The organism is Pseudorhodobacter sp. E13, assembly GCF_003991405.1.
Lineage (GTDB): Bacteria > Pseudomonadota > Alphaproteobacteria > Rhodobacterales > Rhodobacteraceae > Pseudorhodobacter.
In genome coordinates this window covers 54,407-69,254 of the sequence record NZ_RPEN01000147.1, presented here as the reverse complement: position 1 = coordinate 69,254, position 14,848 = coordinate 54,407, and the positions used below count along the sequence as shown (strand labels likewise).

Below are 14,848 nucleotides of genomic sequence, written 5' to 3'. Positions count from 1 at the left end.
CGCAAGCTGGCGGCTAATCGCCCCCGCTTCGCCTAACCGCGAGAGTGAAAGGCCGTGTCCGAAAGGATGCGGCCTTTTGCGTTTCGCGCCCAATGCCCTGACCTGGCATGCAAAAAACCCTGCTTTTTATATGTTTTTTTTCGTTCTGGGCATGAGAATGCAATAATCCAACCCGAATTTGGCCACATTCGCAGGCTAGCAAGAATGATAGGCAAAACGCCAATCACGGCCGCCAAATGCACCAAAGAGGATAAGTGCTATGATGCAGAAGCTTCACGATTTTTGGCGGTCCGAGTCCGGTGCCGTAACGATTGACTGGGTCGTCCTGACCGCAGCGATTGTCGGCCTGGGGTTGGTCGTTCTTATTCCCATCGGGTTCACGACGGATCAGGGCGCGCAAAAGATCGGCGTGCAGATCAGAGAGATGAATTCCGGCTACGGAAACAACTAATCAACGGGCCTTTCAAGGTCTGAACATTGAGGTAAACGCAATGCGTATGGTATTTGGACTGGTTCTGGTCGTTGGTTTGGCCCTCGCTGGCGCGGCGGTGTGGATGGTTCAAGGCTATGTTAGCCAGGCTCAGGTGGAAGTGGCCCGTGAAAAGGCAACGCGGTTGAAGCTGGGCGAGCTGGTCGATGTCTATGTCGTCAACAAACCTTTGGCCTATGGCACACCGATCACCAAGGATGATGTGGAACTGGCAACCTTCCCGGTCAAATCGCTGCCCGAAGGCGCGTTTGTGACGGAGGAAGCGCTGTTTCCCGGCGATTACAGCGAACCCCGCTATGTGACCCGCCAATTGGAAAAGATGGAACCACTGCTGGCGGTGAAAGTCACCGAACCCGGTGCTGATGTGGGCCTGACCTCGCGGCTGTCCAAGGGCAAGCGCGCCTTTGCCATCAAGGTAGATGTGGCCAGCGGCGTTTCGGGCTTTGTGCATCCGGGCGATAATGTCGATGTTTATTGGACAGGCTCGACCAGCGGCAACAGCAACGAATTTACCCAATTGATCGAAGCGGCCATCAAGGTGGTCGCCGTGGATCAGGCCGCCAACAGTGAGCGCAGCACATCGGCCACCGTGGCCCGCACCGTGACCGTTGAGGCGACGCCGCAGCAGGTTGCCCGCCTGGCACAAGCGCAGGCAACGGGGCGTCTGGCCCTGTCGCTGGTCGGCACGGGCGATGACACTGTGATCGAGGCGATCGAGGTGGATAGCGCCGGCTTGCTGGGTATTCAGGCGGCGGCCCCGGTGATTGTCGAACAGGCCCGCGAATGCACCATCAAGACGCGGCGCGGCGCGGAAGTGGTCGAAATTCCGATCCCTTGCACCAATTGATACGAACCGGGCGGCTACCTTATCTGGTAGGCCGCCCGAAATTATTGCGACAGGTTGCGATAGATTTATGGTCTGTTGCAACTTATCCACATCAAGAACAGCCATTAAGGTTTTGATTCTTGCAAAAAAAGCCGAAACCCTGCAAGGTAACGGTAATATGGGCAAAAAAGACCCGTGTCTGAGGCGTGATCGAAAGGCAGTATTATGAATATGCGGACCCTACTCGGGGCGACGGCGCTTGGCCTTGCTCTTTTGCAGCCCGCCCATCAGGGGGTGGAGGCTCAGACGTTGCGCGTGATGACGGGTGCGCCGTCTCGTGCGCTGCAAGTTCCGATGAACCGCGCCGTGGTTGTGGAAAGCGATGTCTCCTTTGCGGAACTGTCGATTGCCAACCCCGGCATTGCTGATATTTCCACCTTGTCGGATAAATCCATCTATGTGCTGGGCAAGGCACCGGGACGCACGACGATGACCCTGCTGGGGGCTGATGGCCGCCTGATTTCCAACGTCGAGGTGCATGTCACCCCCGATATCGCGGAATTCAAGGAACGTCTGCGCCAGATCCTGCCGGGAGAGCCGATCGAGGTGCGCACGGCCAATGATGGCATCGTGCTGTCGGGCACCGTTTCCAGCACCGCAAAGCTGGACCGCGCGCTGGATCTGGCAAACCGCTATGCGCCGGAACGGGTTTCGAATTTGATGAGCGTGGGCGGCACGCAGCAGGTGATGCTGAAAGTGCGCTTTGCCGAAATGCAGCGCTCGGTTTCCAAAAGTCTTTCGGCCTCGCTTGGGGTTTCAGGCTCGGTCTTTGGTGGCGATCTGGGCACCAAGGGTGGGTCTAACACCTTTGCGACAGGCAGCAATGTGACCAATGCCATTTCCGGCGGCGATTACGCTCCGGCAACCGGCACCAATGGCGCGATGACGCTGGGCTTTTCGGCTGGCAGTCTGCAATTCGCGGTCTTGCTGGAAGCGCTGGAAAGCAAAGGCATGGTGCGCACACTGGCGGAACCGAACCTGACCGCCCTGTCGGGGCAAGAGGCCAAGTTTCTGGCAGGTGGTGAATACCCGATTCCGATTGCAACGACCGACGGGATTGCCATTCAATACAAGCCCTTCGGCGTAGAGTTGAACTTTACCCCTGTGGTGGTTGATGGCGATGTGATCAACCTGACGATTAACGCCAGCGTGTCCTCTATCGACAGCACCGTGACGCTGGAGGCGGGTGGCTTTACCATCAACGCCTTCAAACGCCGCGATACCTCGACCACGGTTGAAATGCGCGACGGGGAAAGCTTTGCCATCGCGGGCCTGTTGCAAGATGACTTCCGCGACCTGAAAGGTCAGGTGCCGTGGTTGGGCGATATTCCGGTTCTGGGCGCCTTGTTCCGCAGCACGGAATATGCCCGCGCGCAATCGGAACTGGTGATCATCGTCACGCCGCATCTGGTCACCCCGACCCGCGGCGAAGCCTTGGCCCTGCCCACGGATCGCATCAAACTGCCGACCGAGCGGGAGCTGTTCCTGTTCGGCAAGGTCAACGGTTCCAACGCGCCCAAAGGTGCGGCAGGCGAAGTGGCCCGGCAGGATTACAGCGGTTCCTATGGCTATGTGATGGAGTGATCGGATGCGGAAAACCTCTTTGATCCTGAGCGTTTCACTGCTGGCCCTTGCCGCCTGTGCGCCCGACCTTGACCGCGAAGTCGGTGCCGATAATACCGGGCACTTCGGCAACGCGACCATGAACAACACCATGCTCCATTCGGGTGAGAAGGATTACACCATCGAATTGGGCAAACGCTTTGCCACCGAAGTGCCGTCGACCATCACTTTTGCCTTCAACTCGGCCGCGCTGGATGGCAATGCCATCGCCGTGCTGCGCCAGCAGGCGGATTGGATCAAGACCTTCCCCGAAGTGCGGTTCCGGGTTTACGGACACACCGATCTGGTCGGCTCGCAAGGCTATAACAAGGCTTTGGGCCTGCGCCGTGCAAAAGCTGTTGTCGCTTATTTCGCCAGCCAAGGGATCAGCCGTAATCGGTTGGAGGCGCTTGCCTCTTTCGGAGAGACGCGCCCCGTTGTGCAGACCTCGGACCCCGAAGAGCGTAACCGCCGCACAGTGACCGAAGTATCGGGCTTTGTGAAAAACCATCCGGCGGTCTTGAACGGAAAATATGCAGCGGTGGTGCATCGCGAATATCTGGAACTGGCCAAGCGCCCGCATCCGGCCAACCAGGTTATCGCGACAGAAGCCAACCCGCAGTAAGCCTTTGGGCTGCGGTTCAAGGGCCGGTTCGCCGGCCCTTTTTTCATGCGACAGCGCCGTTTGATTACACCAATTGCGGAAAAGCTGTGTTTACGTCTGCGCAAAAAACCAAAGAATAACGGTTTTTTAGCCCCAATCTCGCCACCATTGTCCACCATCTTGCATCCAATGGGAACAAATGTGCAGCGATTGCTGTGCAGGGGTTTTTAGGGTTCGCGGTATTGGCCTCGTCAGAATGGCTGTGCCACCGCAGGGCTCCCCCCGGCTTTTGAAGGGCAGAACGACGATGACGAGTGTAGCAAATCTCCAACCCGATCCCGCGCCTATTGTGGCGTGCACGATTTCGCGCGACGTGCAGAATTTTGATCTGCTGATCGACGATATGGAAATCGAACTGGGCGAAAACTGGGGCGATCTTTCCTTTACCGATGCCCCGGTGTTTCTGGAGCAGCCCGAATCAGCGACCTTGGAATTTGTCGCGATTGCGGTGGATGGTGAGGATACCGCCGATATGGCGCAGATCACCGATATCATCAAACAGGCCAAGTCCAAGAATATCAAGGTTGTGCTGATCGCGCATGATGTCAGCCCGGTTGCGCTGCATCAGTTGTTGCGGCTTGGGGCCGATGATTTCGTGCCTTATCCGCTGCCCGAAGGCGCGTTGCATGACGCGATTGAGCGGATGCGCAAACCGGCCCCCCCTGCCCCGGCCGCAGCGGTGCATCCCGATGATGCAGGCGCGCAGCAAGTGCGGTCCCCCAGCTTCAAGCCGCGTGGCGACCGTGAGGAGGTGGTTCTGCCCGTGCATGGCATGTCGGGTGGGGTTGGCGCGTCGACCTTCGCCTGCAATCTGGCATGGGAGTTGGCAACAGTCAGCAAGACTGATGCGCCCCGCGTTTGCCTGATTGATCTGGATTTCCAGTTTGGGGCGATTTCGACCAACCTTGATCTGCCGCGCCGCGATGCCGTGTTCGAGATTTTGCAGGATACCGCCAGCGCTGACAGCGAATCCTTTCTGAAATCCATGCTGACCTTCAACGACAAGCTGCATGTGTTCACTGCACCACCTGACATGCTGCCGCTGGATATCGTGCAAGGCGAAGATATCGAACGTCTGCTGGATATGGCGCAGGAAAACTTTGACTTTGTGATCATCGACATGCCGTCGACCATCGTCAGCTGGACCGAAACCGTGCTGAACCGCGCGCATGTTTACTTTGCGTTGATGGAACTTGATCTAAGATCGGCGCAAAACGTGCTGCGCCTTGTGCGGGCCTTGAAGGCCGAGGCGCTGCCTTTGGACAAGCTGCGCTATGTTCTGAACCGCGCGCCGAAATTCACCGATCTGTCCGGCAAAAGCCGGGTCAAGCGGATGGCAGAAAGCCTGGATATCGACATCGAAGTGCAGATTCCCGATGGCGGGCCGCAGATCACGCAGGCCAATGACCATGGTTTGCCGATTTCGGAATCCGCCGCCAAGAACCCGGTGCGCAAGGAAATCCAGAAGCTGGCCAAGTCCTTGTATGACCTGAACAAAGCAACCGAATCCGCGAAGGGCTGATCCAGCCGGAACCATGACCCAAGGGGCAAATTAAGATGTTCTCTCGTTACAAGAAAACCTCTGACGCACCAGCAAAACCCGCACCGGCGGCTGTGGTCGCATCGGCGACACCTGCGGCAGCACGTGCAGCGGCGCCTGAAAAGCGGCCAGCGGTGCAGATGCGCCCGGCACCGGGGGCCATTGGCCGCCCCGCAGCCGAGGCTGTGGCCGTTGACAAAGAGCAAAAGCGCAAAGACCGCCTGATGGAATTGAAGGTGGAGTTGCACAAAAAGCTGCTGGAAAACCTGAACCTTGCCGCGCTGGAATCGGCGTCCGAGGCGAATCTGAAGGCCGAGATTGCGGCGATCGTGGCCGAAGCGCTGGATGAGATGTCGGTCGCGCTGAACAAGGACGACCGCGTCGCGCTGAACCAAGAGCTGTATGACGAGGTGATGGGCCTTGGCCCGTTGGAAACCTTGCTGAAGGATGAATCGGTCAACGATATTCTGGTGAACGGACCCAAGCGGATTTTCATTGAACGCGCGGGCAAGCTGACGCTGACCGATATCACCTTCAAGGATGAACGCCATCTGCTGCGCATCATCGACAAGATCGTGTCGGCGGTGGGCAGGCGCGTAGACGAATCGAACCCTTATTGCGATGCGCGTCTGGCCGATGGCAGCCGTTTCAACTGTATGGTGCCGCCGGTTGCGGTGGATGGCAGCCTTGTTTCCATTCGTAAGTTCAAAAAGGAAAAGCTGGGCGTTTCGGACCTTGTGAAATTCGGCGCCTTTACCGAGGAAATGGCCGCCTATCTGCAAGCCGCCGTTTCGACGCGGTTGAATGTGATCGTGTCGGGCGGGACGGGTTCGGGGAAAACCACAACGCTGAACGCGCTGTCATCTTTCATCGACAACACCGAGCGGGTGCTGACCATCGAAGACACCGCCGAATTGCAGTTGCAGCAGATTCACGTCGGCCGGATGGAAAGCCGCCCGCCGAACGTCGAAGGCAAAGGCGCCGTGACCCAGCGCGACTGTTTGCGCAACGCGCTGCGGATGCGCCCGGACCGGATCATCGTGGGCGAAACCCGCGGCGAGGAAGTGATCGACATGTTGCAGGCCATGAACACGGGCCACGACGGGTCAATGACCACGATCCACGCCAACTCTGCCCGCGATGCGGTCAGCCGTCTGGAAAATATGATCGCGATGGCGGGGATTGAAATGCCGTTGAAGGCGGTGCGCAGCCAGATTTCTTCGGCTGTGAACCTTGTTGTGCAGGCCAGCCGTTTGCAAGACGGGTCGCGCCGCATGACCTCCATCACCGAAATCACGGGGATGGAAGGGGAGGTGATCTCGATGCAGGAGATCTTCCGTTATGAACGTCTGGGGCTTGCCGGGGACGGCAAGATCATCGGTCGGTTCAATGCCACCGGCGTGCGGTCGCATTATTCCGAACGCTTCCGCCAATGGGGCTTTGACCTGCCCGCCTCTATCTATGAACCCATCGCCTAAGGATAAACCATGCAACTTTCTGCAGCGCCTCTTATTTATATCCTGATCTTCGTTGCGGTTCTTGTGCTGGTCGAAGGTCTGTATCTGACGGTATTTGGCAAATCCATCAGCCTGAACAACCGCGTCAGCCGCCGCCTTGCCTTGCTGGAAAAATCCGGCAACCGCGAAAAGGTGCTGGAACAGCTTCGCAAGGAGATGGGCCAGCATATGAAAGCGGGGGGTATTCCGCTTTACTCCATTCTGGCCACCAAGGCACAAAAGGCCAATATCGCCTTTTCGCCGCAGCAATTGATCATGATCATGGCCGGGCTTGCGGTGTTTTCCTTTCTGGGCCTGACCATCGGCACCGATGCCGACCCGGCGGTGCGCGCCTTGATCGCGGTCGCGATGGGGGTGGGTGGCGTTTACACCTGGGTGGCGCGCAAGGCCAAAAAGCGCATGGACCTGATGGAAGAGCAGCTTCCCGATGCGGTGGAACTTATGGTCCGCTCGCTGCGGGTGGGGCATCCGTTTTCCTCGGCCATCGGCATCGTCTCGCGTGAGGTGGCAGACCCCTTGGGCACCGAATTCGGCATCATCGCCGACGAGGCCGCCTATGGGCGCGATGTGTCGGAAAGCCTGAAGGAATTTGCCGAGCGGATGGACAGCCAGGATTTGCGCTTCCTTGCCGTGGCCGTGACCATTCAGCAAACCTCGGGCGGGAACCTTGCCGAGATTTTGCACGGGCTTGCGCAGGTGATCCGCGCGCGGTTCAAACTGTTCCGCCGCGTGCGCGCCATCACCGCCGAGGCGAAATGGTCGGGCATGTTCCTGTCGGCCTTTCCGATTGGCGCGCTGATCATGATTCAGATCATTCAGCCGAACTATTACGACGACGTGAAAGATACCGCGTCCTTCATTCCTGCGGCGCTGGTTGTTGGCGTCCTTCTCGTGATCAACGTGATTTTCATGAAGGTCATGGTCAATATCAAAGTTTAAGGGGCTTGGGCCAAAATGCTTGAAACATTCAACCAGATGCTTGTCGACAAGCTTGGCCCGCTGGGCCCGCTGTTCCTGCTCGGAGGGCTGGGGCTGGTGCTGATCCTTGTCACCTTGCCGACAATGCTGAAAAAGAAACCCGAACCTTTCGCCAAGCTGAAAACCCAGCGCGATGAGGCCAAGGGCCCGAAGGCGCAAGGGTTGCGCATGGGGTCCAAGGGCGGTGCCAGCGACAAACTGCAAAAATTCTCGACCTTTCTGGAACCGCAGAATGCCGAGGAAATGTCGGCCGCGCGGTTGAAACTGCATCGGGCAGGCTACCGCGCCAAGAATTCGGTGCAATTGTTCCACTTCTCGCAGCTGGTTCTGGGGATCGGGCTTTTGATCCTTGGGGTGGCCTATGCCATGTTCCTGCAAACGCAGGGCGAGGTTTCGACGCAAAAGATGATCCTGTGCACCATCATCCCCGGTGCTGCCGGATATTACCTGCCGCAATATTGGGTGCAGCGCCGTATTCAGCAGCGTCAGGAAGAAATCGTTTCGGGCTTTCCCGATGCGCTGGACATGATGCTGGTCTGCGTTGAGGCCGGGCAATCCCTGGACCAATCCATCATGCGGATCGCCAAGGAAAGCCGCGCTGGCTATCCCGCGCTGGCCGATGAATTCGACACGGTCGCGCATGAGGTTAAGGCCGGTAAGGAACGCGTTGCGGTGTTGAAAGACATGTCTGACCGGGTGGGGATTGCCGATGTTTCCTCTTTTGTGACGACATTGGTGCAATCGGCCACCTTCGGGACCTCGATCGCCGAAGCCTTGCGTGTCTATTCTGCCGAAATGCGGGATAAACGCGTGATGCGGGCCGAAGAAAAGGCAAATAAGTTGCCGACAAAGCTGACACTTGGCACAATGCTGTTCACCGTTCCGCCCTTGATGATCATCCTGATCGGGCCCTCGGTCCATGGTATTTCGAAAACGCTCGGCGGGGGCTGAAAACACGGATGACTGGACGCGCAGTTGTTTTGGTCGCGGGAATAACCCTTCTGGCCGCCTGTCAATCGACGGGCGGCCTTTCGCCTGCGGATGTGGCGCGCAATGCCCCGCCCGCGGTGGATACCAGCGAAAAGGGTGTTGATGGCCTGTTGGTCGGCCATCGTTTGATGGAAGCAGGCGAGTATGATCTGGCCCTGCGCGCTTACCTGCGCGCGGCGGGCGAACAGGGCATGACCCCCGATGTGCTGTCGGCGCTTGGCTCTGTGAACCTCAAGCTGGGGCGGTTGGGTCAGGCGGAAACGCTGCTGCGCCGCGCGGTCAAGGCCGACCCGACATCCGTGCCCGCCCAGAACAATCTTGGCGTTGTGCTGATGGAAAAGGGCAATTTAGGCGAGGCCCGCGCCGTTTTCCAACAGGCTTTTGCCTTGGATAGTGGCAGTTCAGACTCAATTCGCGAAAATCTTCGCCTCGCTATCGCGCGCAGCACTGCCGCCGTGTATGATGACGAGGCACAAAGTCATGACTTCGCCTTAGTGCGACGGGATCAGGGGCAATACGTTCTTCTCTCATCGCTGTAAGGCGCGGCAATACCGAGCAGTAAAAAGGACGCAAAATGCGCCACCCTGTCTTTCTTGCGCTGTGCCTTGGCGGCACGGTTGCCTTGTCCGCCTGTGAACGGGGGACAGATGCCGAAGTGAACCGCGCGGTCAAAGCGGTGAACGTCATTGATGAATCCAACTTGAATGACATCATGCTGACGGTCGGCGACCCCAATGAATCGGTTGCCTACTTCCGCAAAACCGTTGCAGAAAACCCCGACCGCGTGGATGTAAAGCGCGGGCTTGCCATGTCTTTGGTGCGGGCACAAAAGCCGCAAGAGGCGGCTTCGGTCTGGGCTGAGGTGATCAAGGACCCGTCTGCCACCAATGATGACCGCGTTGGATATGCCGATGCGCTGATCCGGTCCAATGAATGGAAGCGCGCCGAGGCAGAGCTGAACAAGATACCGCCGACGCATGAAACCTTTGAACGCTATAAGCTGGAAGCGATGATCGCCGACAGCAACAAGAACTGGAAGAAAGCCGACAGTTTCTATGAAATCGCGGTAGGGCTGACCACGGCACCCGCCGGGGTTTACAACAACTGGGGCTATTCGAAATTGACCCGCGGCGAATTTGCGGGGGCGGAAAAGCTGTTTTATGACGCGATCACCTATGACGCGCAGCTTTTCACTGCCAAGAACAACCTTGTTCTGGCCCGTGGCGCACAGCGCAAATATGACCTTCCCGTCATCAAGATGACCCAGATCGAACGCGCCCAACTGTTGCACACGCTGGCCCTGACGGCGGTGAAGCAAGGCGATGTGCGGATCGCAAAAGGCCTGCTGCAAGAGGCGATTGACACCCATCCGCAGCATTTTGAGGCCGCCGTCCGCTCGCTTTCGGCGCTTGACGCCAATGTGACGAACTGATGCCGGGGGCCGCCGCCAATCTGCTGTGGTTCTTGCCCTTCACGCTGCCCATTGCGATTTGGGTGGCGTGGTCGGATATGAAATTCATGAAAATCCCGAATAAAGCCGTGATCGCCTTGGCGGTCGTTTATCTGGTGGTCGGGCTGTTCATCTTTCCGCTGAAAATCTGGGCCTGGGGTTGGGCCCTTCTGGCCATCGTGCTGCTGGCCGGATTTGTGGCAACCTCTGCCGGGTTGATGGGCGCGGGCGATGCCAAATTCGCCGCCGCAATGGCGCCCTTCTTTGCAACTGCCGATATTCGCGTGGTTTTCGCGCTGTTTGCCGCCTGCCTTCTGGGCGCATTCACCAGCCACCGCCTGATGAAATTCGTCCCGTCCTTCCGCTCGGCCGTGGCCGACTGGGAAAGCTGGACGCATCAGGATTTCCCGATGGGTCTGGCCTTGTCGGGCACGTTGATCTTTTACCCATTGCTGAGCGCGTGGCTTCCCTGAGGGGCCCGGTTCATTCTTTTGAAACGCCCGCAAGGCGATAGTATCACCGACCACAAACCATAGGTGCGCAAGATGAATGTTCAGACACCGCCGCCAAATGTTCTGGCCCCACCGGCCTGCAAATCGCTGGCCGAGGTTGGGATTTCGCTGGTGATGATGCGGGATATCCTGCTGAAAACCATGTTCCGCACCAACCTTGACCTGACATCGGCGCTGGCCCGCGCGATTTGCCTGCCGGTGCCCCTGACGCAAGAGTTGATCGACCTTGCCCGCACCCAGCGCCTGCTGGAGGCGACAGGGACCATGCATGCCACCTCTGGCAAGGAAATGGGCTATCAACTGACCGATGCGGGCAAGGCACGCGCCTTGGATGCGCTGTCGCAGTCGGAATATTACGGCGCAATGCCCATCCCGCTGGAAGATTACCGTGTTCAGGTGCAGCGCCAATCGGTCCGCAATATCCGCCTGACACGCGAACAATTGACCGGGGCCATGGGCCATCTGATCCTGCCGCCGGACCTTCTGTCAAACCTTGGTCCGGCCATTACCTCGGGTCGGTCAATCCTGATGTATGGCCCGCCCGGCAACGGTAAATCCTCGATTTCAAACGGTATTCGTGACGCGATGGGCGACAAGATCTATGTTCCCCGCGCACTGGAATATGCAGGACAGGTGATCACGGTTTATGACCCGATCGTCCATTCCGCCGCCGAAGAAGCGATTGACGATCCCAACTCCCTGCGCCGCACCTCCAACCGGTTTGACAACCGCTATGTCTATTGCGAACGCCCGACCGTGATCACCGGGGGGGAATTGAGCCTTGATATGCTCGATTTGACCTATAACCCCACCGCGCGCACCTATCAGGCGCCGTTGCAGTTGAAATCCACTGGCGGCATCTTCATCGTGGACGACCTTGGCCGCCAGGCCGAACCGCCGCAAAAGCTGGTGAACCGCTGGATCGTGCCGCTGGAAGAGGCGAAGGATATCCTCGCCCTGCAATCGGGCGAAAAATTCACCGTGCCCTTTGACACGCTGGTCATCTTTTCCACCAACTTCCACCCGAATGAGATTTTTGACGGCGCGGCCCTGCGGCGAATCTTCTTCAAGATCAAGATCGACGGGCCGGATCAGGAAAACTTCCTGAAAATCTTTGCCATGGTGGCGCGGGCGAAAAAGATGCCGCTGGACGAACGCACGCTGGTTTACCTGATGAAGGTGAAATTCCCGACGATTGAAAACAACTACGCGAACTACATGCCGAAATTCCTGATCGAACAGATGATGGCGGTCTGCGATTTCGAAAACGTGCCCTATCACATGACGCCCGAGTTGATTGACCGGGCCTGGGGCAACATGTTCGTGCGTGAAGAAAAGATCGCGCATTGATGCAAGGGATCGGGGTCGCGGGTTGCGGACGCATGGGCGCGCCGATGCTGGCCGCTTTGCTGCGCGCAGGGCATCAGGCGCGCGGCCTCGATATCCGCCCCAGCGCGGATTTCCCCGGCTTGCCCGTCAGCAATGACCCAAAGGCCTTCGCGGATGGGCTTACCACGCTGATATCGGTCGTCCGCGATGCCGATCAGACCGATGATCTGTTGTTCGGAGCGCAGAACCTTTCCGCCGCGCCTGCGCTGTCGACGATCATCCTCTCCTCGACCCTGTCGCCGCGCTATACCCGCGCCCTGCGCGACCGTATCCCTGACCGTATCGCCCTTGTCGATGCGCCGATGTCGGGTGCGGCGATTGCAGCCCAAGAGGCGCGCCTGTCCTTCATGCTGGGCGGCGATCCTGCGGTGCTGGCAAGGCTCCAGCCCCTTTTCAGCGCCATGGGCCGCCACTTTCACCACATGGGCCACTTTGGCGATGGCATGGCGGCCAAGGTGCTCAACAACCTTCTCGCCGCCAGCAACACCGCCATGACGCGCCTCGTGCTGGATTGGGCAGACGCCCAAGATATTGAGGAACAAAAGCTTTTGGCCCTGATCGAAACCTCCTCCGGGCAAAACTGGCTTGCCTCTGGCATGAACAGCATCGAATTCGCGCGCCACGGCCATGACCCGGAAAACAGCATCGGGATTCTGGTCAAGGATGTCGCCGCCGCCATGGACGCCGCTCCCGACGGTGCCGATCTGACCTTGCCGCAAACTATTCAGGCCGCCCTCAGAACCCTGCGGCCCAGACAGGGCTAAGCGGTCCAGCTTTCTTTCCGGCCCAAATATCCAAAGTGCAAACGCGTCACCAAGCCTGCTCCACCCGGTCTTGAGATCAGCCTGCGCCACGGTCCATGGCAATGCCGCCGACTGGGGGGTCAATCCCCCCAGAGGTGGCCCCCCTCCCCCAAGGCGCGCCCCCAGTTAAACCGTCAGCACACCCCGTTCGGTGACAATCACGTCCAACCGCTGATCCGTCGGCTCAATCGGCACTTCAGGCAGTTCTTGCGCGGCAAAAGCAAAGCCAATCGCCAAAACCGGGCCGCGCGCGCGCAGGCCCTCCAAAGTCCGGTCGTAAAACCCGCCGCCATAGCCCAAGCGGTAGCCGCGCGCGTCAAATCCCACCAAGGGCACAATCAGCACCTCCGGCTCCACCCATGCGCCTTCGGCCGGGATCAGCGCGCCAAAATCCCCGGGCACCATGGCGCATCCCGGCGACCATTCACGAAACCGCAAGGCCTGCCCCGCGCCCGTGATCACCGGCACCGCGACCACGCCTTGATGCGCCACCATCGCGCGCAGCGGGTCAATCTCGGTTCGCATCGGCATATAGCCAGCCAAGGCCTTTCCGCTATGGGCCGCAAGATAGTCAGCCAAAATCTCGGCCGCTTGCCCCTGCCCTGCTGCAAAAGCCGCCTTGCGCGCTGCAAACCCTGCCGCCCGCGCGGCCTTTTTTACAGCAATATCCATGAGGCCAACCCCAAAAAGGCAAAGAAACCAACGACATCCGTAACCGTCGTCACAAAGGGTCCCGAGGCAAGCGCCGGGTCAATGCCAAAGCGCTGCAATCCCATCGGGATCAAAATCCCCCCCGCCGCCGCCGCGATCAGCGTCATCACCATGGCCACCCCGATCACAAAAGCGAGCATCGGAATCCCGAACCAAACGCCTGCAATCAGCGCCATCAACACACCAAAGGCCAAGCCGTTCAACGCACCTACCGCCGCCTCGCGCCTAATCACCCGCAGCGCGTTCTGCGCCGTCAGGTCGCGCGTGGCCAAGGCTCGCACGGCAACCGTCATCGTCTGCGTTCCCGCATTCCCGCCCATCGAGGCGACAATCGGCATCAACACCGCCAAAGCGACCATCTTGTCGATCTCATCCGCAAAGGCCCCGATCACGGTCGAGGCCAGAATCGCCGTCAGCAGGTTGACAAACAACCACACCGCCCGGCCCTTCGTTGCCTCCCACACCGTGTCCGACAGGCTGGCCTCATCGCCAACACCGGCCATCCGCAGCATGTCCTCCTCATGCTCCTCGTCCAGCACGTTCATGGCGTCATCAATCGTGATCACACCGACCAGACGGTCATTCTCATCCACCACCGGGCAGGAAATCAGGTGATACTGGTTGAAGATATAGGCCACATCGGCCTCTGGCTCTGTCGCGGAAATCGTGCGGAAACTTTCCTCCTCGATATCCTTCAGCAACACATCCCGGCGCGACGACAACACCCGCCCCAGCGTCACATAGCCCTGCGGCTTCATCCGCGGATCGACAAGGATCACATGATAGAACTGATCCGGCAGCGCCTCGTTTGATCGCATGTAATCAATGGCTTGGCCCACATTCCAATGGCTTGGGGCCACAACCACCTCGCGCTGCATCAAGCGCCCGGCAGAGTAGTCCGGGTAAGACAGCGCCTTTTCAACGGCAACCCTGTCCGCCGCCTCCAGCGCACCCAGAATGCGGCCGTGATCTTCTTCCTCAAGGTCTTCAAGAATGTCGACAACGTCATCCGTGTCCAGCTCGCGCACGGCCTCGGCCAACACATCGGGCGATAGCTGGTCGATAACCTCCTCACGGATGCCCTCGTCCAGTTCCGACAGAATCTCCCCGTCGATACCATCGGGCCAAAGCCGCAACAGGTTGCGCCGGTCAGACCGGTCCATCTGTTCCAGAAGGTCGGCGATATCGGCCGGGTGCAGCGGAATCAGCAGCTCATCAAGCCGTGCCGCGTCTTCTGCCTCCAACGCCTCTTGAATCGCTTCAATCCGGCGGGCGTCCAGAACATCCTCTTCCATTTCGTCGATTACGTCAGACAT

The 14,848-nt window shown here is 58.9% G+C and carries 15 protein-coding genes; 13 read left to right on the top strand and 2 right to left on the bottom strand.

Going from position 1 to position 14,848, the window contains the following annotated elements; all coding sequences use genetic code 11:
- The first annotated feature begins 259 nt into the window (after window positions 1–259).
- The 13 genes from EGN72_RS04950 to EGN72_RS04890 all read left to right on the top strand — a co-directional run bounded on the left by EGN72_RS04950 (window position 260) and on the right by EGN72_RS04890 (window position 12,782).
- Window positions 260–451 carry a Flp family type IVb pilin gene (locus EGN72_RS04950; RefSeq protein WP_127045541.1) on the top strand — a complete coding sequence of 64 codons (192 nt, stop codon included), beginning with the start codon at window positions 260–262 and terminating at the stop codon, window positions 449–451.
- Between the two features lie 40 nt (window positions 452–491).
- Window positions 492–1,337, top strand: a complete 846-nt coding sequence (gene cpaB, locus EGN72_RS04945) for a Flp pilus assembly protein CpaB (protein ID WP_127045540.1) — start codon at window positions 492–494, stop codon at window positions 1,335–1,337.
- 204 nt (window positions 1,338–1,541) lie between these two features.
- On the top strand, window positions 1,542–2,960 hold the full coding sequence (locus EGN72_RS04940; protein WP_127045539.1) for a type II and III secretion system protein family protein: 1,419 nt from the start codon (window positions 1,542–1,544) through the stop codon (window positions 2,958–2,960).
- A 4-nt stretch (window positions 2,961–2,964) separates the two neighbouring features.
- Window positions 2,965–3,603 carry an OmpA family protein gene (locus tag EGN72_RS04935; RefSeq protein WP_127045538.1) on the top strand — a complete coding sequence of 213 codons (639 nt, stop codon included), beginning with the start codon at window positions 2,965–2,967 and terminating at the stop codon, window positions 3,601–3,603.
- A gap of 286 nt (window positions 3,604–3,889) precedes the next feature.
- The gene (locus tag EGN72_RS04930; protein ID WP_127045537.1) at window positions 3,890–5,164 is read left to right on the top strand and encodes an AAA family ATPase; all 1,275 of its coding nucleotides are present in this window, start codon (window positions 3,890–3,892) and stop codon (window positions 5,162–5,164) included.
- A gap of 35 nt (window positions 5,165–5,199) precedes the next feature.
- Window positions 5,200–6,660, top strand: coding sequence for a CpaF family protein (locus EGN72_RS04925; protein ID WP_127045536.1), 1,461 nt, complete (start codon window positions 5,200–5,202; stop codon window positions 6,658–6,660).
- 9 nt (window positions 6,661–6,669) lie between these two features.
- Entirely contained in the window at window positions 6,670–7,638 is a 969-nt protein-coding gene (locus EGN72_RS04920; protein ID WP_127045535.1) for a type II secretion system F family protein, read from the top strand.
- Between the two features lie 15 nt (window positions 7,639–7,653).
- A complete protein-coding gene (locus EGN72_RS04915; protein WP_127045534.1) occupies window positions 7,654–8,628 on the top strand; it encodes a type II secretion system F family protein in 975 nt (324 codons plus the stop codon).
- Window positions 8,629–8,636: 8 nt separating this feature from the next.
- Window positions 8,637–9,206 carry a tetratricopeptide repeat protein gene (locus EGN72_RS04910; protein WP_127045533.1) on the top strand — a complete coding sequence of 190 codons (570 nt, stop codon included), beginning with the start codon at window positions 8,637–8,639 and terminating at the stop codon, window positions 9,204–9,206.
- Between the two features lie 35 nt (window positions 9,207–9,241).
- Complete coding sequence (locus tag EGN72_RS04905) at window positions 9,242–10,099, top strand: lipopolysaccharide assembly protein LapB (protein ID WP_127045532.1); 858 nt, start codon at window positions 9,242–9,244, stop codon at window positions 10,097–10,099.
- Window positions 10,099–10,590: a prepilin peptidase gene (locus tag EGN72_RS04900; RefSeq protein ID WP_127045531.1), complete on the top strand. Its 492-nt coding sequence runs from the start codon at window positions 10,099–10,101 to the stop codon at window positions 10,588–10,590. The genes EGN72_RS04905 and EGN72_RS04900 overlap by 1 nt, the downstream gene beginning before the upstream one ends.
- A gap of 72 nt (window positions 10,591–10,662) precedes the next feature.
- Complete coding sequence (locus EGN72_RS04895) at window positions 10,663–11,979, top strand: ATPase (RefSeq protein WP_127045530.1); 1,317 nt, start codon at window positions 10,663–10,665, stop codon at window positions 11,977–11,979.
- Window positions 11,979–12,782: an NAD(P)-dependent oxidoreductase gene (locus tag EGN72_RS04890; RefSeq protein WP_127045529.1), complete on the top strand. Its 804-nt coding sequence runs from the start codon at window positions 11,979–11,981 to the stop codon at window positions 12,780–12,782. The genes EGN72_RS04895 and EGN72_RS04890 overlap by 1 nt, the downstream gene beginning before the upstream one ends.
- Window positions 12,783–12,947: 165 nt before the next feature.
- On the opposite strand, the gene EGN72_RS04885 is transcribed toward EGN72_RS04890, so the two are convergent.
- The gene (locus EGN72_RS04885; protein WP_127045528.1) at window positions 12,948–13,493 is read right to left on the bottom strand and encodes a 5-formyltetrahydrofolate cyclo-ligase; all 546 of its coding nucleotides are present in this window, start codon (window positions 13,491–13,493) and stop codon (window positions 12,948–12,950) included.
- The gene (gene mgtE, locus EGN72_RS04880) at window positions 13,478–14,827 is read right to left on the bottom strand and encodes a magnesium transporter (RefSeq protein WP_370323174.1); all 1,350 of its coding nucleotides are present in this window, start codon (window positions 14,825–14,827) and stop codon (window positions 13,478–13,480) included. Before mgtE ends, EGN72_RS04885 begins: the two co-directional genes overlap by 16 nt.
- Between the last annotated feature and the right edge of the window lie 21 nt (window positions 14,828–14,848).

Excerpts from the sequence above, each read along its gene's own strand:
- EGN72_RS04950 (WP_127045541.1), top strand. The coding sequence starts at position 260 with ATGATGCAGAAGCTTCACGATTTTTGGCGGTCCGAGTCCGGTGCCGTA.
- cpaB (WP_127045540.1), top strand. The coding sequence starts at position 492 with ATGCGTATGGTATTTGGACTGGTTCTGGTCGTTGGTTTGGCCCTCGCT.
- EGN72_RS04940 (WP_127045539.1), top strand. The coding sequence starts at position 1,542 with ATGAATATGCGGACCCTACTCGGGGCGACGGCGCTTGGCCTTGCTCTT.
- EGN72_RS04935 (WP_127045538.1), top strand. The coding sequence starts at position 2,965 with ATGCGGAAAACCTCTTTGATCCTGAGCGTTTCACTGCTGGCCCTTGCC.
- EGN72_RS04930 (WP_127045537.1), top strand. The coding sequence starts at position 3,890 with ATGACGAGTGTAGCAAATCTCCAACCCGATCCCGCGCCTATTGTGGCG.
- EGN72_RS04925 (WP_127045536.1), top strand. The coding sequence starts at position 5,200 with ATGTTCTCTCGTTACAAGAAAACCTCTGACGCACCAGCAAAACCCGCA.
- EGN72_RS04920 (WP_127045535.1), top strand. The coding sequence starts at position 6,670 with ATGCAACTTTCTGCAGCGCCTCTTATTTATATCCTGATCTTCGTTGCG.
- EGN72_RS04915 (WP_127045534.1), top strand. The coding sequence starts at position 7,654 with ATGCTTGAAACATTCAACCAGATGCTTGTCGACAAGCTTGGCCCGCTG.
- EGN72_RS04910 (WP_127045533.1), top strand. The coding sequence starts at position 8,637 with ATGACTGGACGCGCAGTTGTTTTGGTCGCGGGAATAACCCTTCTGGCC.
- EGN72_RS04905 (WP_127045532.1), top strand. The coding sequence starts at position 9,242 with ATGCGCCACCCTGTCTTTCTTGCGCTGTGCCTTGGCGGCACGGTTGCC.
- EGN72_RS04900 (WP_127045531.1), top strand. The coding sequence starts at position 10,099 with ATGCCGGGGGCCGCCGCCAATCTGCTGTGGTTCTTGCCCTTCACGCTG.
- EGN72_RS04895 (WP_127045530.1), top strand. The coding sequence starts at position 10,663 with ATGAATGTTCAGACACCGCCGCCAAATGTTCTGGCCCCACCGGCCTGC.
- EGN72_RS04890 (WP_127045529.1), top strand. The coding sequence starts at position 11,979 with ATGCAAGGGATCGGGGTCGCGGGTTGCGGACGCATGGGCGCGCCGATG.
- EGN72_RS04885 (WP_127045528.1), bottom strand. The coding sequence starts at position 13,493 with ATGGATATTGCTGTAAAAAAGGCCGCGCGGGCGGCAGGGTTTGCAGCG.
- mgtE (WP_370323174.1), bottom strand. The coding sequence starts at position 14,827 with ATGGAAGAGGATGTTCTGGACGCCCGCCGGATTGAAGCGATTCAAGAG.